This window comes from Streptomyces sp. NPDC021012, from assembly GCF_044333355.1.
Classification (GTDB): domain Bacteria; phylum Actinomycetota; class Actinomycetes; order Streptomycetales; family Streptomycetaceae; genus Streptomyces.
The window spans coordinates 100,909-123,167 of sequence record NZ_JBIRQU010000002.1; the positions used below are offsets into that span (position 1 = coordinate 100,909).

15 protein-coding genes and 1 pseudogene are annotated in these 22,259 nt (G+C 71.8%); 10 read left to right on the forward strand and 6 right to left on the reverse strand.

The window, feature by feature from the left end; all coding sequences use genetic code 11:
• Positions 1–558: 558 nt before the first annotated feature.
• A complete protein-coding gene (locus ACH4TP_RS05730; RefSeq protein ID WP_398435919.1) occupies positions 559–1,494 on the reverse strand; it encodes a helix-turn-helix domain-containing protein in 936 nt (311 codons plus the stop codon).
• 165 nt (positions 1,495–1,659) lie between these two features.
• Between ACH4TP_RS05730 and ACH4TP_RS05735 the strand changes: the two genes are divergently transcribed.
• Positions 1,660–2,565 (forward strand): alpha/beta hydrolase family protein, encoded by a 906-nt coding sequence (locus ACH4TP_RS05735; protein ID WP_398435920.1) that lies wholly within the window; start codon positions 1,660–1,662, stop codon positions 2,563–2,565.
• 79 nt (positions 2,566–2,644) lie between these two features.
• Positions 2,645–2,782, forward strand: a pseudogene (locus tag ACH4TP_RS05740) (IS481 family transposase); the annotation flags it as partial.
• Between the two features lie 257 nt (positions 2,783–3,039).
• Here the strand turns inward: ACH4TP_RS05740 and ACH4TP_RS05745 are convergent.
• The gene (locus tag ACH4TP_RS05745; protein WP_398180283.1) at positions 3,040–3,696 is read right to left on the reverse strand and encodes a hypothetical protein; all 657 of its coding nucleotides are present in this window, start codon (positions 3,694–3,696) and stop codon (positions 3,040–3,042) included.
• A 484-nt stretch (positions 3,697–4,180) separates the two neighbouring features.
• Positions 4,181–5,518, reverse strand: a complete 1,338-nt coding sequence (locus ACH4TP_RS05750) for a PLP-dependent aminotransferase family protein (protein WP_398435922.1) — start codon at positions 5,516–5,518, stop codon at positions 4,181–4,183.
• 94 nt (positions 5,519–5,612) lie between these two features.
• Here ACH4TP_RS05750 and ACH4TP_RS05755 point away from each other — a divergent pair, with 94 nt between their 5' ends.
• The gene (locus ACH4TP_RS05755; protein WP_398435924.1) at positions 5,613–6,236 is read left to right on the forward strand and encodes a DJ-1/PfpI family protein; all 624 of its coding nucleotides are present in this window, start codon (positions 5,613–5,615) and stop codon (positions 6,234–6,236) included.
• 146 nt (positions 6,237–6,382) lie between these two features.
• Here the strand turns inward: ACH4TP_RS05755 and ACH4TP_RS05760 are convergent, their stop codons facing one another.
• Together ACH4TP_RS05760 and ACH4TP_RS05765 are read right to left on the reverse strand one after the other, a co-directional pair.
• Complete coding sequence (locus ACH4TP_RS05760; protein WP_398435926.1) at positions 6,383–9,181, reverse strand: S8 family peptidase; 2,799 nt, start codon at positions 9,179–9,181, stop codon at positions 6,383–6,385.
• A gap of 216 nt (positions 9,182–9,397) precedes the next feature.
• A complete protein-coding gene (locus ACH4TP_RS05765; protein ID WP_398435929.1) occupies positions 9,398–10,996 on the reverse strand; it encodes a phospholipase A2 in 1,599 nt (532 codons plus the stop codon).
• Between the two features lie 1,097 nt (positions 10,997–12,093).
• Here ACH4TP_RS05765 and ACH4TP_RS05770 point away from each other — a divergent pair.
• The 7 genes from ACH4TP_RS05770 (at position 12,094) to ACH4TP_RS05800 (ending at position 19,342) form a co-directional block, all read left to right on the forward strand.
• Entirely contained in the window at positions 12,094–13,140 is a 1,047-nt protein-coding gene (locus ACH4TP_RS05770) for a phosphotransferase enzyme family protein (protein WP_398435932.1), read from the forward strand.
• Between the two features lie 43 nt (positions 13,141–13,183).
• Complete coding sequence (locus ACH4TP_RS05775; protein ID WP_398435935.1) at positions 13,184–14,176, forward strand: NUDIX domain-containing protein; 993 nt, start codon at positions 13,184–13,186, stop codon at positions 14,174–14,176.
• The gene (locus ACH4TP_RS05780) at positions 14,164–14,952 is read left to right on the forward strand and encodes a class I SAM-dependent methyltransferase (RefSeq protein ID WP_398435936.1); all 789 of its coding nucleotides are present in this window, start codon (positions 14,164–14,166) and stop codon (positions 14,950–14,952) included. The genes ACH4TP_RS05775 and ACH4TP_RS05780 overlap by 13 nt, the downstream gene beginning before the upstream one ends.
• Before the next feature lie 844 nt (positions 14,953–15,796).
• Positions 15,797–16,237 carry a VOC family protein gene (locus ACH4TP_RS05785; RefSeq protein ID WP_398180260.1) on the forward strand — a complete coding sequence of 147 codons (441 nt, stop codon included), beginning with the start codon at positions 15,797–15,799 and terminating at the stop codon, positions 16,235–16,237.
• A gap of 222 nt (positions 16,238–16,459) precedes the next feature.
• Positions 16,460–17,476: an MDR family NADP-dependent oxidoreductase gene (locus ACH4TP_RS05790; RefSeq protein ID WP_398435938.1), complete on the forward strand. Its 1,017-nt coding sequence runs from the start codon at positions 16,460–16,462 to the stop codon at positions 17,474–17,476.
• Positions 17,477–17,493: 17 nt separating this feature from the next.
• Positions 17,494–17,886: a MerR family transcriptional regulator gene (locus tag ACH4TP_RS05795; protein ID WP_398435940.1), complete on the forward strand. Its 393-nt coding sequence runs from the start codon at positions 17,494–17,496 to the stop codon at positions 17,884–17,886.
• Positions 17,887–18,148: 262 nt separating this feature from the next.
• Complete coding sequence (locus ACH4TP_RS05800) at positions 18,149–19,342, forward strand: hypothetical protein (protein WP_398435942.1); 1,194 nt, start codon at positions 18,149–18,151, stop codon at positions 19,340–19,342.
• A gap of 58 nt (positions 19,343–19,400) precedes the next feature.
• On the opposite strand, the gene ACH4TP_RS05805 is transcribed toward ACH4TP_RS05800, so the two are convergent.
• Positions 19,401–22,130, reverse strand: coding sequence for an FAD/NAD(P)-binding protein (locus ACH4TP_RS05805; protein WP_398435944.1), 2,730 nt, complete (start codon positions 22,128–22,130; stop codon positions 19,401–19,403).
• Positions 22,131–22,259 lie beyond the last annotated feature (129 nt).

The window sequence follows — 22,259 nt, forward strand, 5'->3', positions numbered from 1 at the left end:
AAGCAGGGCGAGCGATACTGCCGTCAAGCGCATGGGGGTGGGGCCTCTCGTCGACGATGTGCCGGAGCCGTACAAGAGGTAACCAGACCGAAGGCGTTGCATCCGGCAACCTCCACGGCAGACGCCCCGGAGGGGGTACCTGGGTCGCACCGCAGCAGACCCGCCCGTCCCGAAAACGCCGGAAGTTCGGCCTGACCCCCACGCCACCATTCGCAAACATGCAGGTCATAGCCATCCCGCTCCCCCATCCGCCAAGTCCCTTGCAAGCACTCGGCCGCAGGCTCCCGCACCTCCGGGGGTGGTCCTCGCAGACCGTCTCACGGGCCCGGTCTCACCGTTCATCCCCTACCGATTCAAGGATCGCAGGCTGCTTGCGCACCGGCTCGGTGACGGAAACGTCGTCTCCGTCCAACCGAGTTGGTCCGGACGAAGGCACGTTGCGACAGCAGCGGCGGGCTGGTGGTCGCCGGGGCGGCGGCGGTCAGCGTTGGCCGGCGGGGCTGTGAACACCATGCGGTGGATCGTTCCCACCCGCTCCTGGTGGTCGCTGCTCCGCCGTCACGGGTGAGGGCTGGTCGGCGGTGCGAGGGGCGTCTCGCCGGGCACCGGCTGCTGGACGTTGCTCGTCCTGTCAGGGGAGCGCTCGGCCGGCTCGGGGATGTGGTCGGCGGCCCAGCCGGCCAGGATGCGCAGCGCGTCTTCGGAGTCGCTGCCCGGCTCGGCGCCGTAGGCGAACAGGATGAGGCCGTCGGCGGGCAGGTCGAGGGATTCGTAGGCGAGGTGAAGGGTGCCGACCACGGGGTGGTGGATGGCTTTGGCGCCCTGGTGGTACTGGCGGACGTCGTGGCCGGCCCAACGGGTACGGAAATCGTCACTGCGGGTGGACAGCTCACCAATGAGGTCGGTGAGGTCCTTGTCGTAGGTGTCGCGGCCGGCCTGGGCATGCAGGAGAGCGACCAGGTTGTCGGCGGCGCTTTCCCAGTCGCCCCAGAACCGGCGGGAGCGGGGGTCCAGGAATATGAACCGGCCGTGGTTGGGGGTGGCTCCCCCGGCGGCTTCGATCATGGGGGCGTACAGGGCACGGCCGAGGCTGTTGGCGGCCAGGACGTCACCACGGCCGTTCAGGACGAACGCCGGGCAGGCCATGGAGTCCAGGAGGCGCTGCAGGTTCGGCCGCACCGAGGCGGCGGCCCGGCGTCGGCGCCGACGTCCCGGACCGGCGGCGCGGGCAAGATCCTCCAGATGGGTGCGGTCGTCCTCGCTCAGCCGCAGCGCCCGGGCGAGGGCGTCAAGGACCTGGTCCGACACTCCGGACAGGTCACCGCGCTCCAGCCGCGCGTAGTACTCGACGCTGACCCCGGCGAGCTGCGCGACCTCGGCGCGCCGCAGCCCCGGTACCCGACGGGGGCCATGGGCGGGCAACCCCACCTGCTGCGGGCTGATCCTGGCGCGGCGGGAGGTCAGAAACTCCCGGGTCTCGGCTGCATTGTCCACGGTTTCCAGGTTAGGGCGACATCCCGGAGCCGTCCCGGAAGGAGGGGTGCTCTGCCAGTACACCTTTCACCAGTGGCTTCTCCCCGGCCCGAAAGTTACGTTCTTATAGCCGAAGGAAATACCAGACGATCTCACCACGAAAAAGAAAGAGAAAGAGATACTGTCATGGCGGATATTTCGGAGATGGTCAAAGGGCTGGCGAAGGGCCTCAGCAGCCCGGTGCGTGCGCCGATCCTGCACACGCCGGACGAGTACGGGATGGCGTACGAGGACGTCACGTTCCCGTCCCTGGACGGCACCCCGCTGGAAGCGTGGTGGATCCCCTGCCAGGGCTCGGACAAGCTGGTCATCGCCAACCACCCGATGCCCATGAACCGCTACGGCTTCCCCTCGCACCTGCCCCCGTGGCAGTTCGTCCCCGGCAACACCATCGAGGTCAACTACATGCGGGAGTACCAGCACCTGCATGAGGCCGGTTACAACGTGCTGACCTACGACGCACGCAACCACGGCCAGAGCGGCGACGCCAACGGCTTCATCTTCACCTGGGGCCAGTTCGAGTCCCGCGACGTGGCCGGCTCGCTGCGGTACGCCAGATCCCGCCCCGACGCGGCCACCATGAAGGTGGGCCTGCTCAGCCGCTGCATGGGCGCCAACGCCACGTTCATGGCGATGACCCGGCATCCGGAGCTCTTCGCGGACGTGCACGCCCTGGTCGCCATCCAGCCGATCTCGATGCGTGCGATGGTCGAGCGCAACCTTGAGGCGATGGGGATCGCGGACCAGTTCGAGGCCGTGGACCGGGAGGTGGAACTGAACCTCAGCTTCACCATCGACGAGGTGTCGCCGATCGAGTACGCCGAGAACTGCCAGGTGCCCACCTTCATCACCCAGGTGCATGACGACGCACTGACCAAGCCCTCCGACGTGCAGGCGATCTTCGACGCCATTCCCGTCGGCGACAAGAAGCTGTTCTGGATCGAGGGCAGCACCCGGCGCTGGGACGGCTACAACTACTTCTCCGAGCACCCCGACCAGCTGGTCGAGTGGTTCGACAAGCACATGAACTGAACCCACGGCACCCTCGGGCCGCCTGAACGGCCCGGGCGTGGAGCACAACGGCGCACGCTGGAAAGCCGAGGGCGACGCCGGCATCATCCACAAACGCACCCGCCCCTACCGCCCGCAAACGGATGGCAAGGTCGAACGCCTGAACCGCGGCCATACCGCTCTCGGTGGTCAGCCGCCCCTCAGTCGAGTCAACGACCCTGCGGGTCAATACAACTAGACGGACGCGGTACGGGCTTCGGTCGGCCCGGCGGGCATGCTGGAAGACGCCGGGCAGTATCCCGTACATGCGCCGGCGCCCGCCGACGGCCCGCCCACCGGTTGTCGGTGGGTGGGCTGCGGTGGACGCCGGCACGCCTCACCTGCTCCTCGCCTTCGGCGTCCCGGTCGGCCTCGGCCACTGGGTGTGGAGCTCGTGGCCCTTCCGCGACCGGGTGGGCCCGTGTGATCCGGGCCGGTACGCACAGGGTCGGTCGGTCAGCTGGTCACCGTGATCTGCTGGGCCGGGTCCGTGGTGTCGGTGAGTTGGTAGGTGGCGCTGAAGGTCGCGGACTGGTTGCCGGTCGGGCAGAGGAAGCCGCCCGTGGCGGTCGCGGGGACGGGGGCGTTGGCGATGGCCAGGGAGGACGGGGCGCCGTTGGTCCAGCTGCCGTTGACGGCGGTGGGTCCGGCCGGTGAGGCGGTGATGGTGCAGCTGGCGAGGCCGCTGGTCTTGAGGACGACGCCGCCCTTGGGGATGGTGAAACCGCCCGTGGCGGGGGCGCCGTTCTGGAGGGAGAGCGTCCAGGGACCGTTGGTGGCGTTGCTCGTGATGGTCACGTTCACGCCGAAGATGCTGGTGGTGCAGCCGCTGAAGCTGGGCGGGTTGACGGGGACGGAGACGGAGCCCGCGTCGTTGTGGTTGCCCGGAGCGGCGGGGACGGTGTTGTTGGCCCCGCCCGTCGGTACGGACGCGGAGACGGTGCAGGTCATCGTGGTCGACCCGGCGACGAAGGTGGCCTTGCCGGTGAGCTTGGCGGCGAAGGCGTGACCGGCCGGTGAGACGGTGGTCGAGGCGGCCTGGGTGCCGACGCCCCCGAAGGCGAGGGCACTGGCGGCGGCAAGGCCGGCGAGGGGGACGAGCAGCTTGGACATGAGATCTCCTCGGTGATCGACGGTGGGGTGCGAGGAGGTGCGGGTCGTCGCATGGTGCGGTTGCGCGGGGTGTGCGCATGTGGTGCGTGGGGGGAACATGTAAAGCGACTCGAGAGTAGAACCGGCCGGTAGGGGTGTCCAGGCGAGATTCTCGCCACTACTGACAGATCGTCAGAAATGTTGACTCGACTCCGTACTTGACACCCGGAGGGCCGAAGCCGGGCGAGGGCCAGTCCCTGCCGTCGGACCGCGAGCAGGGCAGCGTCCTCGGTGTTTTCGGGCAGTTCGAGGACGGCATGCGGGTTCGAACCCGCCGAGGCGGGTGAGCGTTCTCAGCCGATGACGGTCGAGTCGCATACGGCCTGTACGCGGATCCCAAGAGCGGCCGGCCAGGGCGCCGTCGACCGTCTCTGAGCCGAGCGAAACGTCCTCCGACGAATCGGCGGGGGGACGAGCAGGTGGGACTTGTTCCGAGCGGGTGGGTTCAGGTGAAGGCGTCTTCGATGGCGAGGTGTCGGACCGTGGACAGGGTCGATCGGAGGGTGGGGAGATCGGTGGAGCCCAGGGCCAGGCGGATCGCCTGTGGTGTGTGGGCCGAGGTGCTGAACGGTTCCGCCGTGGTGACCGAGATGCGGTGACGCGCGAGGGTGGCGGTCAGGCGGTCGGCGCGGGCGTCGTCGGGCAGCGGCACCCAGGTGAAGTACGAGGAGGGATGGCCGACGAGCGGCAGCCCTGCCAGTTCTTGCGCGGCGAGGGCCTGGCGGGCCTTGGCGTCGTCCCGCTTCCGCGCCTCCAGCTGGTCCACCGTGCCGTCGTCGAGCCAGCGGCAGGCGAGCGCCGCGGTCAGGGCCGGGGTGTTCCAGGTGGTGGCGCGGATCGCGCGTTCGAGTGGCGGCACGGTGGTCGGCGGGGCGAGGACGAAACCGACCCGCAGGCCCGTGGCGACGCTCTTGGACAGTCCCGAGACGTAGACGGTGATGTCGGGCGCGGTCTCCACCAGCGGCGGTGGGGGGTTCTCGACCAGGTAGGCGTACGAGGCGTCTTCGATGATGAGCACGCCGCGCTGTCGGGCGATCCCGGTCAGGCGGACGCGGTCGGCTTCCGGCATGACCCAGCCCAGGGGGTTGTGCAGGGTCGGCATGGTGTAGACCGCGCGCACCGGCCGGGTGGCGCACAGCTCCTCCAGGGCGTCGAGGTCCGGCCCGTCGGCGGTGGTGGGGACGGGTTCCAGGTCGAGGTGGAAGGCGTGCGCGAGCACCTTGAAGCCGGGGTAGGTGAGTGCGTCGACCGCGACGACGTCACCGGCGTTGAGCGTGGCCATGACCGTGACGGCCAGGCCGTGCTGCGCGCCGTTGACGATGAGGATGCGGTCCGCGTCGGCGGTGATCCCCCGACGCCCCAGGTGCCGTCCGATCGAGGCCCTGTCCTGGGGGCGGCCCGAGTGCGGTTGATAGCGCAGCAACGAGTCGAGATCGCCGGAGACGGCCACTTCTCGCAGGGCCTGGCGCAGGAGGTCGGCCTGGCCGGGCAGCGACGGGTAGTTGAAGTTGAGGTCGACTGCGCCCGTGGCGACGACCTGCTGGTCGATGCCTTGGCCGGGTGGGACCGCGAGGTCGCGTACGAATGTGCCGCGGCCCTGCTCCCTGCTGACCAGGCCCATGGCCTCCAGTTCGGCGTACACCCGCGTCGCGGTCACCAGCGCGATGCCCTCGCGGGCGGCCAGCGCGCGATGGGTCGGCAGCCTCGTGCCCGCCGCGAGTCGCCCCGCCCTGATGTCGGAGGCGAGTGCGTCGACCAGGGCCTTGTAGCGCGGAGCTGCCATGGACCGAATTGTATCCATGACAATTCTTTGGTTGTCCTGCTCGTGAGTCCCTACCGTCGTAGTCGATCAGCGCTCACCCGGAAGGACAGCCGCCGTGCACATCGCCATCCTCACCTTCGAAGGCTACAACGAGCTCGACTCCCTCATCGCGCTCGGAGTGCTCAACCGCATCAAGACGGACGGCTGGCGCGTCACCATCGCCACCCCGAGCCCCAAGGTGACGTCCATGAACGGGGTGGTCATCGAGCAGATGTCCACGCTGGAGGAGGCATGCACCGCTGACGCCGTCATCATCGGCAGCGGCATCGCCACCCGTGAGGTCGTCGAAGACCCGGCGATCATGAGTGTCCTGCGGGGCCTGGACCCCTCGCGCCAGCTCATCGCGGCGCAGTGCTCCGGCGCGCTCGTCCTGGCCAGGCTCGGGCTGCTCAACGACATCCCCGCCTGCACCGACCTGACCACCAGGCCCTGGGTCGTCGCGGCCGGCATCGAGGTGCTCAACCAGCCCTTCTACGCCAAGGGCAACATCGCCACCGCCGGCGGCTGCCTGGCTTCGCAGTACCTCGCCGCCTGGATCATCGCCCGACTGGAGGGCAGGGAAGCCGCCGAGGGCGCCTTGCACTATGTCGCCCCGGTCGGCGAGAAGGACGAGTACATCGAGCGCGCCTGGCGCAACATCACCCCCTACCTGCCCGCCCCCGCGTCGGCGCTCGCCTGACGCTTCACGACGGCGGGGATCTCGGGTCTCGGGGTCGAAGTCGTCGTTGCGGCAGCTCCTGCGGCTGGAACACGGCGCGGCGCGACCGCCATCGCGGTACCGGACCGCGATGGCGGTCGCGCCGTGTCATGGCTGTCCCGAAGCGCCTATCGAACGGCGTATCCGAAGGCCACGCCGTTGGCCGGCAGGCCGCCGGAGCCGGGCTTGTACGTGGTCACGGGGGCGACCGTGCCGCCCTGGGTCACGTTGGACATCGGCAGCGCGTACAGCGCACCGGCGGCGTTGGGCCCGAACGGCATCCCCACGTACAGCTTGGTCGCGGTGAAGTGGATGTTCTTGCCGAGCTGCTGGTCGGAGCCGGGGGTGCCGGGGATTCCGTCGCCGTCGCCCGCCTCGATCCAGCGGTCGTTCAGTCCGGCCGAGCCGGCCATGGAGAAGGTGTGGACCGCGCCGGCCTTGGTGGCGGTGCCGAGGGTCTCGCCGGGCGTACCGACCGCGAGGCGCATGGAGGCCACGGTGCTCACCGCGTTCGGGGCGGTGTTGACGGCGGTCAGCGTCTCGCCCATGCGGTCACCGGTCTCGGAGGTGCCGGAGACCTCGTCGTCCGCGGTGCCCTGCTTGAGCTCGCGCAGATAGCTCCAGGTGCCGTCGGGCTTGATCCGGATCTGCACCACGCGGCCCGCGTTCAGCCGGTTCTCGGTGCCCACGACCACGCCTTCACCGGGCGAACCGATGGCGAGGATCGAGTCGGCGGGGGTGGAGGCCCCCATGGGCCGGTAGGGGGCGATGGCCACCGCGTAGCCGAACTGGTCGCCCGCCTCGGCGTCACCGGAGATGGCCGCGCTGTCCTGGTCGAGCCCGGCCAGGGGAAGCGGCCGGCCCTCGGGGTCGAACGCGTTGGCGTCGAAGATGACGACGCTGCCCGCCTTCGTCTTGGTGCCGATGGCCTCGTTGGGGGAGCCGATGGCGATGTAGTTCTGGTCGGCGGCCAGGGACCAGCCGAAGTTGTCGTCCTTCTCGGGGTCACCGGGGACGCCGGGCTTGTCCTGGTGGATCGTCAGGCTCGTGGTGCCGTAGACGTAGAAGGCGGTGCCCGCGTTGGTGAGCGTGCTGATGGCCTCGCCGGGCGTGCCGATCAGCAGGTACGGTCGGCCGGCGTCGTTGACCGCGGCCGCGAGCGACTGCCCCATCCGGTCGTTCGCCTCGGCGGTCGAGGCGGCGATCGCTCCGGTGCCCGCGCCCTGCTCGAAGTGCGTGGCCTTGGTGGTGCCCGCCCCCAGGCCGCCGGCGGCGCCGTAGAGGATGTCGACCATGCCCGCGTTGACGGCGGTGCCGAGGTCCTCGCCCGGGGTGCCGACCACCAGGTCGGTGAAACCGTCCTTGTTCCAGTCGATGGTGGCGAGGGTCTCGCCGAAGTAGTCGTCCGCCTCGGAGCCGCCCGGCACCCAGTCCAGGTCCTGGCTGATCTCCGCGGTGCCCTTGCCGCCGCCGTACACGATGCGGATCAGACCGGCCTTGGCGTCCGTGCCGACGGTGGCCTGGGTGTCGGAGATCGCGATGTCCTCGGCACCGTCACCGTTGAAGTCGGTCATGCCCACGGGCTGGGGAGTGCTTCCGCCGCCGCCGAGCGCCGCGCCGATGTCGATGCGGGGAGTGGTGGCGCCCGTGTAGATGATGGGCCGGCCGCTGCTCTTCAGCAGGGCCACGAGGTCCGCGACGCTCTTGCTGGGGTAGGCCTGTCTGAGCACGGCGAGGGCGCCCGCCACGTGCGGGGCCGCCATCGAAGTGCCGTTCTTGGAGGCGTAGTTGCCGCCGGGCACCGAGGACACGATGCTCGTGCCGGGGGCGAACACGTCGAGCAGCGGGCCCCGGTTGGTGAAGGAGGACAGCTCGTCGTCGTCGGTGGTGGAGCCGACCGTGACGGCGGAGGAGATGCAGCCGGGGGTGCTGACCGCGTCGGTGTAGCCGTTGTTGCCGGCCGCGACCACGGTGGCGACACCGGCGCCGAGCAGGTTGTCGATCGCCGCCTTGCGCGGGTCGCTCTCGCAGGCTGCGGTGTAGTGGCCGCCGCCGAGGCTGAGGTTGGCCGCGATGATCGGCGTACCGGTCTGCTTGAGCCTCAGCACCTCTTCCAGCGCCGCCAGTTGGGCGCTGGGGAAACTGCCGATGCACGGCACCTCACCGGCGCAGGCGTCGGCGGTGTTGAACTGGGAGAACACCTGGATGGCGACGATGTCGGCGCCGGGGGCGACTCCGGTCTTCGGGGATCCGACGGCCCCCGTGCCCTTGCCCGCGGCGATGCCGGCCACATGGGTTCCGTGGTCGCAGGCGTTCAGGGTCGCGCACGGTCCGGACGCGACGTCGGCGGAGCCGGGGCCCACCTGCTCCGCGGTGCCGTTGGGGCAGAGGCTGGTGGCGCCCAGGTCGGGATCGATCGGCGAGAAGCAGGCCTCGGCCTTGACCCGGCCGCCCAGGAACGGGTGGTGGGTGTCGACACCGCTGTCCAGCACGGCGATGGCGCTGCCCGCGCCGGTCTTGCCCGCCTTGGCGGCCTCGTCGCCGCCGATGAGCGGGACGCTCTCGTCCAGGGTCGCCTGCTCGGGCTTGTCCTCGGTGACGCTGACCACGCCCGGCTGGGCGGCGAGCCGGTCCAGGCCCGCTTTGTCCACCTTGAGGGTGACCACCGGCAGGGCGTCGAAGTTCTGCTTCGTCTCACCGGCGGTGGCCGCTTCGGGAATGTCCGTACGGCTCCGGGTGAGCACGTTGACCCGGACGGTGGAGCCGTCGGCGGTCTGGTCGTACAGCGGCGGGTCGATGACCTCGCCCGTGACCGCGGCGGTGGCCGCGCCGGTGGTGCTCGTCGGTGCGGCGGCCTGGACCGGTATCGCACCCAGGGTCGTGGTCATCGCGGCGGCGACGACCGTGGCCCAGATCGTTTTCTTCATGGTGCCTCGGGGAGCAGGGGGCCCGGCGCGGCCCGTGGATGGGCGGGCGTGGCCGGGTCCGTGGAGATGGGGGTGGGGGTGAAGGGCTCGGGTGCGAAGGGGCCGGGCGGCGGTGTCGCGCCGCCCGGCCCGTTTCCGCCCGGAGACCTGATCCGTCAGGAGGTCGGGTCGAGGGACATCAGAGGTCCCCGCCCGGGATCAGGTCGCGGCCCGGGATCAGGTCGCGTACGCGCCGTTCTTGGCCCGGCCGAAGACCGTCACCGCGGCGTAGTACGTGCTGGCGAGGGAGCGGCAGGTGCTCTTCCAGAAGTAGGCGGAGCAGGTCTTCCAGTAGAGCGTGTCGTAGAAGACGGCGTCCACGGCGAGGCCCTTGTTGCGCGACAGGTAGTACTTGTAGCCCTTGTACGTGTTGCCGATCAGCCCGTAGCCGTAGTCGTGCATGTCGCAGGCGGGGATGAAGTTGTAGCCGAGCGGCTTGTCGGGCGCCGTGGTGCAGTGGTCGTGGTTGATGCCGCGCACCCAGTAACCGGTCGGGGTCTGCTTCCACTTGGGCGAGTGCCAGCCGTAGTGCGCCACCTTGGACGTGCAGCCGGTCTTCCAGTAGTACAGCCAGTGCCGCGCCCAGCTGCACTTCGACGGGTACGACGTCGGGTCGGTGATCTCGCCGCCGGGGAAGTCCGCGGCGGGCGGCGGGGTGGTGACGCCGGTGGTGTCGTCCGGGGCGTCACCCTCGACCGGCACGCCGGGGGTCGGGACGGCCTCGCCGTCGACGGTGGCGGTCGGGGCCGCGGAGTTGCCCGAGAAGCTCAGGTCCCAGCTGCCGCTGCTCGGCGAGTTGATGTCGGTGAGGCGGTTGACGCCGTCGTAGGAGTAGGTGGCCTGCGGCTCGGCGGCCTCGCTCGGGTTGGTCACCGTGCGCAGCAGACCGGAGGAGTCGTAGGCGTATCGGGCGAGGGTCTGCGTGGTGGCGCCCTCGGTGACGCTGATCTGCTTGACGCGGCCCGTGTAGTCGCCGAAGGAGGTGCCGGCGGCCGTGGTCGAGTCCGCGTAGGTGACCGAGGTGGACGTCGCGAGCCTCTCGCCGGCGGCGGGGGTCGAGACCTTGAACACCCGGCCCTTGGCGTCGTACTGGACCGTGGTGGCGAAGGTGTTGTTGCCGACGCTGGTGACCCGCCACTTGTCGGTGCCGGTGGCGGCCTGCTGCCACTTGTAGGTGGGCTTGAGGTCCGCGGCCGGGATGGGGTTTCCGGCGGCGTCGGTGAAGGTGTCGTCGCCCGCCGCGACGGTGGAGAGGTCCACGCCGAGCACCTCGACCATGGTCGTCACCAGGGTGCCGGTGGCGTCGTTCCACTTGGAGGTCGCCGTCACCTGGGACCCGTCGGCGGTCGCGTACTTCTTGACGCCGCCGCCGTCGGGGTAGTCGATGCTCGACGTGAGCGCGTACGTGATCTTCTCGTTGACACCGAGGTCGGTCACGACGATGTTGTCGCCCTGCTGCTCCAGCTTCCGGTTGAGCTGGCCGCCGACGAACTCGGCCTCCCAGTTGGGGCCGAAGACGCCCATCTCGGGGCGGGTGGCGGGCGCGGACTCGGGCTTGGCGAGGCTGCCGTCGGCCTGCGCGGCGACGGTGTGGCGACGGCCTATGAGGGCGGCGTCCACGTCGTTCTCGGCGACCTGGAAGGTCTTGTTCGCGGTCGAGTACTGACCCGGACCGATCGTGGACAGCGTGCCCTCCGCCAGCGGCTGGTCCGGGACCTCCGCCGTCGTGGCGCTCGCCTGCCCGGCGGTCGTCAGCGCCATGGACTGCTGCGGCATCAGTAGCGCGAGTGAAAGCGCGGCGATGGCAGGAAGTGCGATTTTGCGCACGAGTTGCCCCCTGAATGTGGTGCTCGGCTGGTGATTGCTGCGGACCATAGGCGGCCCTTGATCAACTTCACAAGGCTGTCTCGCCGAGGGGCGGCGACGCCGTTTGCTTGCACCCGTAAAGGTTTCGCAAACGCCTCCGCATGTTCGGATGCGGTTGAGTACGCGTACTCATGTGGCCTACGGGGCAACGCCGCAGACTTCCCGCATGACCGAAATCCCAGCTCAGAGCGGCTTGTTCAGCCGCCAGCAGCCCGCGATCCCGGCAACTGCCGGGACTGCTCTGGTACTTGCCGGTCACGGAACCCGGCGGCAGGAGGCCGGAGGCGTGCGCGACGGCTTCCCTTTCGGCACCGCGACCGGCATGGCGTTCACTGCGATGCCCACGAGGTGGCGCGGTCGGGTGCGGCCACGACGTTCACCCTCGACCTGCACGACGGGGCAGTTCTCCCCCGCAAAGCGAGTGTCTCGATCTTCGATCTCATGTGACCCAAGTCACTCCCCAGCCACTGCGGCTGGTGACCGATTAGCGCCACCTAGTCATGGCAAAACGGTCAAAGAAGCGTGAACCGGCCCTCTCCTGAAGAGTTCGGAGGGTGTCACCATTTCACGGTGCGTCGTACAGCCAAGTGCTCTACTTGGTTGCATACGTAACCTCTTCATCTCTCGCAACGGCTCACCACCCATGAGACGGGATTCGACCAACTCCTGAAGCCGGGAGCGGGCGGCGATCTCCGACGACGGAGGCCACTTCCTCTACCGGATCCGCAACGGAACGGCCCACTGCCCTGCCCGGCTCGACGCCATCGGGCGCCTCTCCCCGCATCGTCGGCGTTTCGGCCAACTCACCAACACTCCCGCCCCGTTGCGGGAGACGGGTCGATGCATCCCCCATGCTCCGCCGCGCGCCGAATCCCGGGGTTCCGAGAGAGGCTGAAACACACGTGTTCGATATCCCGGTGGGGTCGTTGAACCTCACGACCGCGTCGGACAACCATCAGGGGGACCCACGTCGACCTCGACCGCCGCCGCGCCGAAGGAGCCCCCTCGTGAACAGCACGACCCCCGGAGACCGGATCTCGCTCGTGACGCTGATGCTCGCCTCCGAGTTCGGAATCGTTCCGACGTCGGTGGCTCCCGGTCCGTCCGGGACCGCGACGCGCAACTACGTGGCCACCACGGAGGCCGGAACCGACTGGTTCGTCAAGACCTACCCGGCCGGCACGGCTCGGAAGGAGGCCGAGAGCGCCGCCGCGCTGAGCGAGTACGCCCGGCGGTGCCGGGTACCGGTCGCCGCCGCCCGCTACACGGTCGGTCGTCAGCGACTGGTCGCCTCCCGCGGGGAAGTGACCATGTCGGTCACCCGATACCTGCGCGACACGGTCACCGCCGACGGCCGGGTCGCCGGAGGTCGGTGGGAGGCCGTCGGTGAGGCGATCGGGCGGCTGCACCGCGGCCTGGCCCGCCACCGGTTCGGGCCGCCCCGGCTCGACGCACGCGACAGGGCGGTCGACCCCGTACGCAGCCGGTCCCGGCTCGAAGGCCTCGTCCACCGGTACGAGACGGATCCTCCCCGTACGGACTTCGAACGGTGGGCGCTGGAGACGGCACGCGAACGGCTGGCCCGGCTGCCGGCGGTGGAACGGCTGTTGGAGGAGGCTCCGGAGCGGACGATCTCGCAGCTGGTCCACGGGGACCTGTCGGGCCCGAACGTGCTCCTGCGCGGGGACGAGGTCGCGGCGGTGATCGACTTCGCCGCGCCGAGGCGGCGCAGCCCCCTGTGGGAGCTCGGCCGGCTGGCACTCGACCCCCGGACCGTCCTCGCCCAGCCGGACTGGCCCGAAGGGCTGGGCCGTCTCGCCGCCGCCTACCGCCGGTGCCATCCGGCGGTGCCGGTGGCGGAGTTGATGAGCCTGGTACGGCTGACGGCCGTGTATCTGGGGTGCACCGTGTATCCGCTCAACGCGGTCGTGGACGGCCTCGGACCCGTCACCGAGTCGCTGGAGACGTACGCCCGGGACCGCGCCGATGCCGCTGCCGTTCTGCGCGAACGGCTCGACGAGGCGGAGGAGGTGCTGAGGCACCACCTCCGGTAACCCTGTCGCCCCGTCTCCATGACCACCACTGTGAGGTTCTGACATGCACCCTGCCCGTGACCGTCTGCACCCCGGAGAGCGCGACGCGCTCTCCGGTCCCCTCACCTCTGTCGACGCCACCCCGGACGGCTCTGTCACGCCTGTGAGCGCCAGCGCGGTGATCCATGACGGCCAGGGCCGGTACTTGCTGCACCTGAGGGACGTGAAGCCCGGCATCTGGGCGCCGGGATGCTGGGACCTGCTCGGCGGCGGCCGGGAGCCGGACGACGCCACCCTGCTCGACACGGTCGTCCGCGAGCTGCGGGAAGAGGCCGGTCTGGAGGTCCCCGGCCTCCGGCCGTACGCGGTCGAGCGCGTGACCGGCACCGACGGAACCCTCGTCCCCGTTCAGTTCTTCACCGGCGAGTGGAGCGGTGACCCCGGCACGCTGACGGTGACCGAGGGCCAGCTCCTCGCCTGGCGCAGCCTTGAGCAGCTGCCGTACCTGACCATGCTCCCCTCCACCCGGAAGCTGCTGGAACGGCATGCCGCCGAGCACCCCGCCGGCGACATCGTCCACCGGCCGCCGAGGACCGTGGCCGCAGTGGCGCCCCCTGGCACCGAGCCCCACATCGTCGGTGTCCACCTCGTCCTCGAACAGGACGGCAAGGTCCTGCTGGGCCGGCGCCATCCCGACTCGGCGTACGCGGGCGGGATGTGGCACGTCCTCGCGGGGCACTGCGAGTACGAGGCGGCGACCGCGTGCCTGGTGCGCGAGGCCCACGAGGAGGCGGGGCTGGTCATCGGCGCGGACGACCTCACCCTCGTCCACACGGTGCACGCGGTCGACCGGCCCGGTGCCCCGCCCAGGATCCAGCTCTTCTTCCGCGCCCGCGCCTGGAAGGGCACGCCCGAGCTGCGCGAGCCGGACAAGACCGTCGCCTGGCGGTACTGGGACGTCGACGGCCTCCCGGACGCGATCGTCCCGTACACCCGCGCGGCGATCGAGGGGATCCGGGCCGGCCGCCCCTACACGGAGACGGGGTGGTCACGGTGACCGGCTTCTCCGCCGTCGGCGCCGCCTACGCCGAGCATTCCGACAGCGCGCGGGGGCGACTGCGCCACGACCTCGTCGAGCGCCGCCTGCGCGCCGAACTGCCCGCGTCCCCCGTACGGGTCCTGGACGTGGGCTGCGGGACCGGCGAGATGACGATCCGGCTCGCCGCCGCCGGACACCACGTGACCGGCGTCGACCCGGACCCCCTCATGCTGGCCGTCACCGCCGGCCGCCTCGCGGCCCTGCCCGGGCTTCGTGACCGCGTGGAGCTGGTGGAGGCCGGCGTCGAAGGCCTCTCCTTCGGCCGTGAGGGGTTCGACGCGGTCTGCTGCCACGGCGTGCTGATGTACCTGGACGCACCCGGTGAGGCGCTCGCCCGGCTGGCCGAGCAGGTCGCTCCCGGCGGCCTGCTGAGCGTCCTCGCCAAGAACCGCCGGGCGATCGGTGTACGCGAGGCCCTGACCGGCGACTGCCGGAGCGCGCACCGGCTCATCGCGTCCGGGGCGGACAGGAGCCCCGGCAACCTCGGCCTGGAGACCCGCGGCGACACTCCCGAAGCCCTCGACGAGCTTGCGGCCGGGCACGGTCTCACGCCGCTGACCTGGCAGGGCGTGCGGATCTTCCACGACCACCTCGACGACACCTGGGCCCCGGGAAGGGCCGCGTACGAGGCGGCCCTTGACCTGGAATGGGCCGCCTCCTGGCGCAGCCCGTACCGGGATCTGGGCCACCTCGTACACACCCTGGCCCGCCGACCGGACCGGAACCGAGGGTGACGGCCACCGGTCTGCCGCGTGTCGATGACGACGGCGTCGTCGTCCGTGGCCACCAGGGGTGCGGTCTCCGCCGGGGCACCGGGCCTTCAAACGCGTTGAAGCCGTGGCCCTCGCGTACCGCGTCCGCGGTGTCGGCGCCGATCACGAACCCGTACCGCAGGTGGTGCCGCCGTCGGGGCGGACTCGCGCAGCGGTCGGAGCCAGGCGGTGTCGATGTGGGCGTGTCCGACGGCGGACATGCGGTGTGCGCTGGGGCGACGGGGGCCGCGACGTCCCGGACCGTCACGGGACGGGGCAGGTCGTCGGCCGGGTGGCGCTGCATCGGCGCCACCGCGGGCGACAGTCGGATCGCCGCGGGCGATCGCGTACACGGGTCGTCCTCGGCCGCGAAGGCTCGCGCGGTGTCCATCACGGGTGCGGCCCCGAGGCCGGAGAGCACGGACTCGTACTCGGACCGTACCGGGGCCGCGTGCTCGCCGAGCGCGGTGACCAGGGATGCCGACGAACCGGTGCGCCGTGACACCGTCGGCCTCGTGGAGTCGGTGAGCCCCGACCGCAAGCCCCGTTCTCCAGGAGCTGGGCCGGCCTTCCACGCACGGAGCGCGAAACTCCGGAAGGCGATGCCCAGGGGGGTCCGCGTGACTCGACTCGATCTCGTGCACGTCACCGGCTGCGGAAACGACATGCCGGCATCGGGTATCCGGCAGGTGCCCGCCGTAGACCCGCGACGGACACGATGCGTCGCGGCTTTCCTCCCGGGGGTCGCAGGTCGTCGGTCAAGCGGTGGGTGGCGGGGCGGCCGGTTGAGCGGGCGGTACCGGTTTCGGTGCCTATTCTCGGGAACATGACGATTCAGCGCATGGACAACGTCGGCATCGTCGTCGACGACCTCGACGCCGCCGTCGCTTTCTTCACCGAGCTCGGCATGGAGCTGGAAGGCAGGATGCCGGTCGAAGGGAGCTGGGCGGGAAGAGTCGTCGGGCTCGACGACATGCGGTGCGAGATCGCGATGATGCGGATCCCGGACGGCCCGGGCCGGCTCGAACTGGCGAAGTACCACGCCCCGAAGGCGATCACCCCCGAGCCGGGGATCGCACCGGCGAACACGCTGGGCCTGCATCGCGTCATGTTCGCCGTGGACGATATCGAGGACACCCTCGCGCGTCTCCGGCCGCACGGCGCCGAACTCGTCGGTGAAGTGACGCGCTACGAGGACAGTTATCTGCTCTGTTATCTCCGCGGGCCGAGTGGAATCATCCTCGCGCTGGCGGAGCAGCTGGGCTGAGAGCAGGAAGTCCGCTCATGGCTGGAAGGCGGAGGCGGAGGCCTCCGCCGCGGCGTCCTGGGGCAGGCCGGGGCGGTGTGCCGGTTGCGGCGCGTCCGTCTGCGGCGCCGTCTCGGGCGCGGACGCCGTCGGGGTGGGCTTGCCCTTGACGTGCGGGTCAGGGGTTAGCGTCCGGGCACCGTGCGGCGGACACGTCGCCGCAGTCCCCGGAGGAGCGCCGTCATGGACCTGCCCAGCACCGCCCGTGTCGTCCGGTTGAAGTCCCGGCCGCGGGGGCTGCCCGTCGCCTCGGACTTCGCCGTGGTCGAGGAGCCGCTGGCGGCACCCGGGCCAGGGGAGGTGCTGGTGCGCAACCGGGCGTTCCTGCTCTTTCCGGGGCTGCGGACGCTGATCGGCGGCGGGGGCGAGAACCTGCCGGTGGGGCACCTCGACCCCGGGAACGCCCTGTTCGGTCCGGCGCTGGGCGAGGTGCTGGCCGCGCCCGGGGGCGGGCCGCTGCGCCCCGGCGACCGGGTCACCCATCTCGCGGGCTGGCGGGAGGCGGTGGTCGCGGGCGCTGATCGGTTCACGGCGGTGGAGCCCGGGTTCCCGCAGCCGCTCGCCCTGGTCTCGGCCGCCTCGGCCGGTTACGGCGCGCTGACGCGCACCGCCGAGGTGCGGCGGGGCGACGTGGTGCTGGTGACGGCCGCGGCGGGCGCGGTCGGCTCGATGGCCGGGCAGATCGCCCGGCTCCTGGGCGCGAGCCGGGTGATCGGCACCACCCGCTCGCCGGAGAAGGCGAAGCGGCTCGTCGACGAACTCGGCTACGACGCCGTGCTGGTGGCCGGTGAGCCGTTCGCCGAGCAGTTGGCCGAGGCGGCGCCGCAGGGCCTCGACGTGGTGCTGGACCTGGTCGGCGGCGAGCAGCTGACCGCGGCCGTGGACGCGGCCCGCCCGGGTGCCCGCTTCGCGCTGGCCGGGGCGATCGCCGGGCAGCTCGATCCGGCGCGCCGGGGCGGTGACGCGCCGGCGGTGGTCGACTCCTTCCGGATCGGCACGCTGGGCCTGAGCTTGCGCGGCTTCACCGTTCTCGACCACCCGGATCTGGAGGCCGAGTGGCGCGAGCGGCTGGGCGGCTGGCTGCGCGAGGGGCGGATCGTCTTCCCGTACACGTCGGTGGCGGGCATCGATCGGGCCCCCGAGGCGTTGGTCGGGTTGTTCACCGGTGGCGGGTTCGGGGCGACGATCACGGAGCTCTGAAAGAAGAGGGGGCGGACATGCGGATCGGCGACGCGGCGGCAGCGGCGGGCACCACACCCAGGGCCTTGCGCTTCTACGAGCAGCGCGGGCTGCTGCCGCCGCCGGTCCGCTCCCCTGCCGGACAGCGCGAGTACGGGCCGGGGGAGGTCGCCCGGGTGCGGGTGATCCGCGAACTGCTGGCCGCGGGGCTGACGGTGGACGATCTGGCCAGCCGTGCCCACCGGCTGGACGCGCTCCTTGAGGATCCTCCCCGGCGCTGCTCCGGCGCCGCCGGACCGGAGACCTTCGCCCCCGTGATCACGGCCCGGCTCGCCGCCCTGGACACGGAGATCGCCCGGCTGACGGCCCTGCGGGAGCGGCTCGCCCGGCATGCCTCGGCGGGAGGGGCGGAGGTGCCGGGCGGGGCGTAGACCCACGAAGCCCGGGGCCGGACCGGGGCCCGCCCGTCCACCTCTGCGTCGCTCCGCCACTGGCCGTCTGGGGTCCATGCCTTCAGGCGGGGTGCGGCACGCACGGGCCGGCGTGGACCGATGCCGGCGGTCGAGCCCGTCGCCGGCCTTCCCGGACGGCGGCTCGGGGGACGGCTCGGACGACTGCTCGGACGGGATACCGCTTCCCTCGTCCGGGCTGCGGACCATACTGGTCGGGCCCTGATCACCCACTGAAGGTTCCATGGCCAAGAACAGCACCTCATCGACCACCGTCCCCGGCACCGCCTGGCTCGGGCGTGGGCGTCACCTCGGGCCCGAGCCCGAGCGGGACGTCCGGCGCAACCTGCTCGCCCTCAAGGCGGCCCGGGTGATCGACGACTTCCTGGAGCTCGACCCCGTCGAAGCGGCGCGTTCCACCGACCTGTACCCCCGGGACGAGTCCGCCGATCCCGGCCCGTCCGCCCGCCGCCTCTTCGAGGCCCGCTGGCGCGTGGCCGAGGACGTCACGGTGCGCGCGCAGCTGACCACGTACGATCCCGAGTCCCGCCGCACGAAGGGCGAGGGTGTCTCCTGGGTCCTCGCCGCCGAGGCCGAGCGGGCGTGGGAGGCGGGCTGGCCCTCGCCGGCCACCGTGTTCTGGCCCGACAGCGACCAGGTCGCGTGGGACCACGAGACGGTGCCGGGCGTGCGTCTGCGGGCGGCGAACCACCTGCCGGAGGACGACGACGAGTTGCGCCGCCTGCTGCGGGCCTGCACCCGGCAGAGCTGGTCCATCCACGTCGTGGTGCACGAGGCGATGACGCCGGACGCCCTGGGACGCCGACCGGTCACGGCGTTCCTGCCGCCGGGCCTGCGGCACCGGGTGGTCGAGCACCGGGCCGCACCGGACCAGGCCCTGATCGCCGACTTCGTGATGAAGCGCGAGCTGGGTGTGGGGATACCGCGCGGCGGCGCCGTCATCCTGCCTCCGACACCGCAGGTCATCGAGTACGACGCGGAGCGCTTCACCGTACGCAATGTCTTCCTGGACGGCACGGAACCCACCGAACTCCTCGACAAGATCATCGAGTTCGCCTCGCTGCCCCAGCCGATGCCGGCCGACGCCGAACAGGTCCTGACACGGCTGCGCCAAGGCTGGCACCTGCTCACCCCCGACGAGGAACTGGCCCACGCCCGGGCCATGGTCACCCAGTACGCCAAGGCGCTCGAAGCCATGACGGCCTCCTGCGACCTGTACCGGGAGGCCGCCGAGTCGGCGCTCGAAGCCCTCGCCGAGGCGACCGGCGGCGCCGGCGCGCCCCGGACGGCATCGCCGGCGACGGCCAAGGAGGACGCCTCGCCGTGGAAGGCCCTCACGAAGACGCTCTCCCGCTTCCGGGGCCCGAACCCCCCGGCCCCGGACACGGAGGTCCCGCAGCGCCCGCCCGGCCAGTGAGACGCGCGGGAGGGCGGGCGGCGACCGCCACCGGACGCCGCCGCCGAGCACCTCGGCGTCAGAGGCTCAGGCCGGCCAGCCTGCGCCGGTCGAGCGGGGACGCGCGGCGGTCGAGGCGCTGTTCGAGGAGGTGGCGGGCGGTGTCGCGGTGGCCCGCCTCCACCAGCGCGTACAGGAGGGTCTCCTCGACGATCTCGCGCTGGGCCGCGCTGCCTCCCACGCGGCGCAGGGAGGGCAGGAGGCCGCGCAGTTCCCGCACCGCGGTGGCCCATTCCTCCTCCAGGACCGCTTCCAGCGCGTTGCACAGCGGGACGACGACCTCCCTCTGCACCGCGTCGGCGCCGGACGCGTGGGTGCGCAGGCGGCGGAGCGCGGGAAGGTCGCCGGCGGCGGCGAGGGCGATGGCGCTGTGGAGGGCCGTGAACGCGGTCGAGGGGCGTTCGACCAGATCGCGGGCGACCGCGTCGAGCACGCCGTCGACGGGGACGCGTCCGGTCCAGTTCCGGGACATGCGGGCCCGCCACAGCAGGGAGCCGGAGTCGACGAGGGCCCGCACCCCGTTCACCTGGCCCGGGGCGAGCTGGGCGAACCAGCGGCGGCGTACCGCCGCGGAGTCGTCGAGGGCCAGTTCGTGGAGCGCCACGTGCCAGGAGAAGTGCGCCCGGTGCACGGCGCCCCGCCCCTGGCCGCCGATCCAGCCGTCGAGCCAGTCCCGGCCGGCGCGGTGCTCGCCGGACTCGTAGTGGACGTGGGCGAGGGCGTGCACGGCGTGGCCGGAGGCGGGCTGTGCGGCGAGTGCCGTCCGGGCGAGCTCGCCGGCCTCCTCGATCCTTCCCTGCTCCTGCCGGACGAAGGAGAGGAGCGAGGTGTGGAACCAGTGTCCTTCGTAGGCGGACGCGGTCCGCTCCACCAGGTCGAGGGCCAGTGTGCCGTCGAGGTCCGTGACGCCGGAGAAGGCGATGGTGGGGACGGCGATGCCGAGCGCGAACGCGTCGGCGGGGAAGCGGCCGAGGTGGTCGACGAGGGCCGTGTCGCCGTCGCCCGCGGCGCCTCCGTGGGCTTCGTGGTCCTTGATGCGGCGCGTGACGACGTCGACGAACGACCGCTCCCGTTCGTCGCCGCGTTCCCGCACGCTGCGCTGGGCGTCCGCCAGTTCCCGGTCGACGTCGACGTCCGCTCCGCACTCGTGACCGAGCAGGGCGAGTGCGGCGTGCCCGAGCGCGAACCCGGGGTCCAGTTCGGTGGCGCGCGCGAACGCCTCGGCCGCCTTCGCCCGTACGGTGATGACCCGGGCGAGTCCGCAGCGGAAGGACGCCGCCGCCGCGGCATGGGTGGACAGCGGCAGTCCGAACTGGTCGGTGGGCCGGCGGCGTACCGGCCGGGGGGCGCCGGCGAGCGGGGCGAGTACGGCCTCGGCGACCTCCTTGGCCTGGTTGCGGATCTCGGGGATCGCGGTCGTCTCCCACAGCTCGCCCCGGCGGGGCGCGCCCAGGGTGAACAGCGGCCGTTCCTGGCGCCCTTGGGCGTCGAGCAGCCTGCCGCCGTCGGTGGAGACGCCGATGCCCAGCGGTCCGGGTGCGGCGAGGCCGTCGGACAGCAGCCCGCTCCACAGCGGGTCGCCGCCGGCGTCGGCCCGCAGCCCCGGCCCCGTACAGTCCACCACCCAGGCCACGCGCAGCTCACGGCCGTCGGCGAGGGAGACGATGAGGCCGCCGTCCTCCTGCGGTGTCGCGGAGGCGACCCGGCCGGCGTGGACGCGGAGCCTGCGGGCGGCGCGCGCCCGGGCGACGGTCTCGGCGGTGGAGGGTGCCATGCGGTGCCGGTGCACGTTCCACGGGGTGGCGTCGCGGCCGAGGAACTCCGCCCGCTCGTCGTCGGTGAGGCCCTGCCAGAGCCGTACGATCTCGGGCCGCAGCCCGTCGAGCGCGGGCCGCCAGTCGCCGTGGGCGCGGCGCGTGGCGGCGAAGTGCCGCTGCAGCTCCCTGCGGAGGCGGTGGAACGGGAGGGACGTGAGGCCCGGCGGCGGCGGTACGGGGGGCAGCGGGGCGACCGCGTGCGGCTGGGGAAGCAGCCCGCTGCGGGACACGGCGTGCACCGTGCGGCCGGGACGGTCGAGGACGAGCGCGAGGTCGACGGCGGTGAGGCCGGTGCCGACGAGGAGGACGTCGTCCGAGTCGCCGACGGCGTCGAGCGCGCCCGGCGTCCAGGGGCGGGGGACGAACCGGTCGGAAGCGGCCAGTTCGGCCGGGGCCCAGGCGGACCGGCCCGCCGCGGGCCCGGTGGCGAGGACCACGCTGTCCGCCGTCACCGTGCCGCCGTCGGCGAGTTCGAGCTTCAGACGCCCTCCGGGCGCGTCGGCGCACCCCGTCGCCCTGGTGCGCAGCCGCCGTACGGAGACCGTGCCGTGCGCCGTGATGATGGCCCGGCCGAGCGTGTCGGCGAGATAGGAGCCGTAACGGTACCGGGAGGCGAAGTCCGCCGCGGTGACGGTGGATTCGCCGTGTCGGCAGAGCCAGCGCCGGAAGTGGCCCGGGTCGTCCGGGTAGCAGCTCATGCCGCCGACGGGCACGTTGAGCCGGTGCTCGGGAACCTCGGTGGCGTAGGCGGTGCCCCGGCCCGCCTCCGGTGCGGGGTCGACGAGTACCAGGTCGAGCGGGATGCGGCGGCGGGCCGCCCCTTCGCACAGTTGGACGGCGACGAGCGCACCGGCCGCGCCCGCGCCGACGACCGCCACGGTCGGTCGGGGGCGAGCGGACTCGGCGGACGGCGAGGACACGACGGGTACCACGGAAACCTCCGGCCAGGGGTGGACGCTGCACAGCTGATGTTCACTATGTCGATGAACAAAGTGGAGTCGCAAGGGCGCTTCCTGTCAATACCGATATGGCGTAGTGGTGTTGACTGCTGCGATTACCTC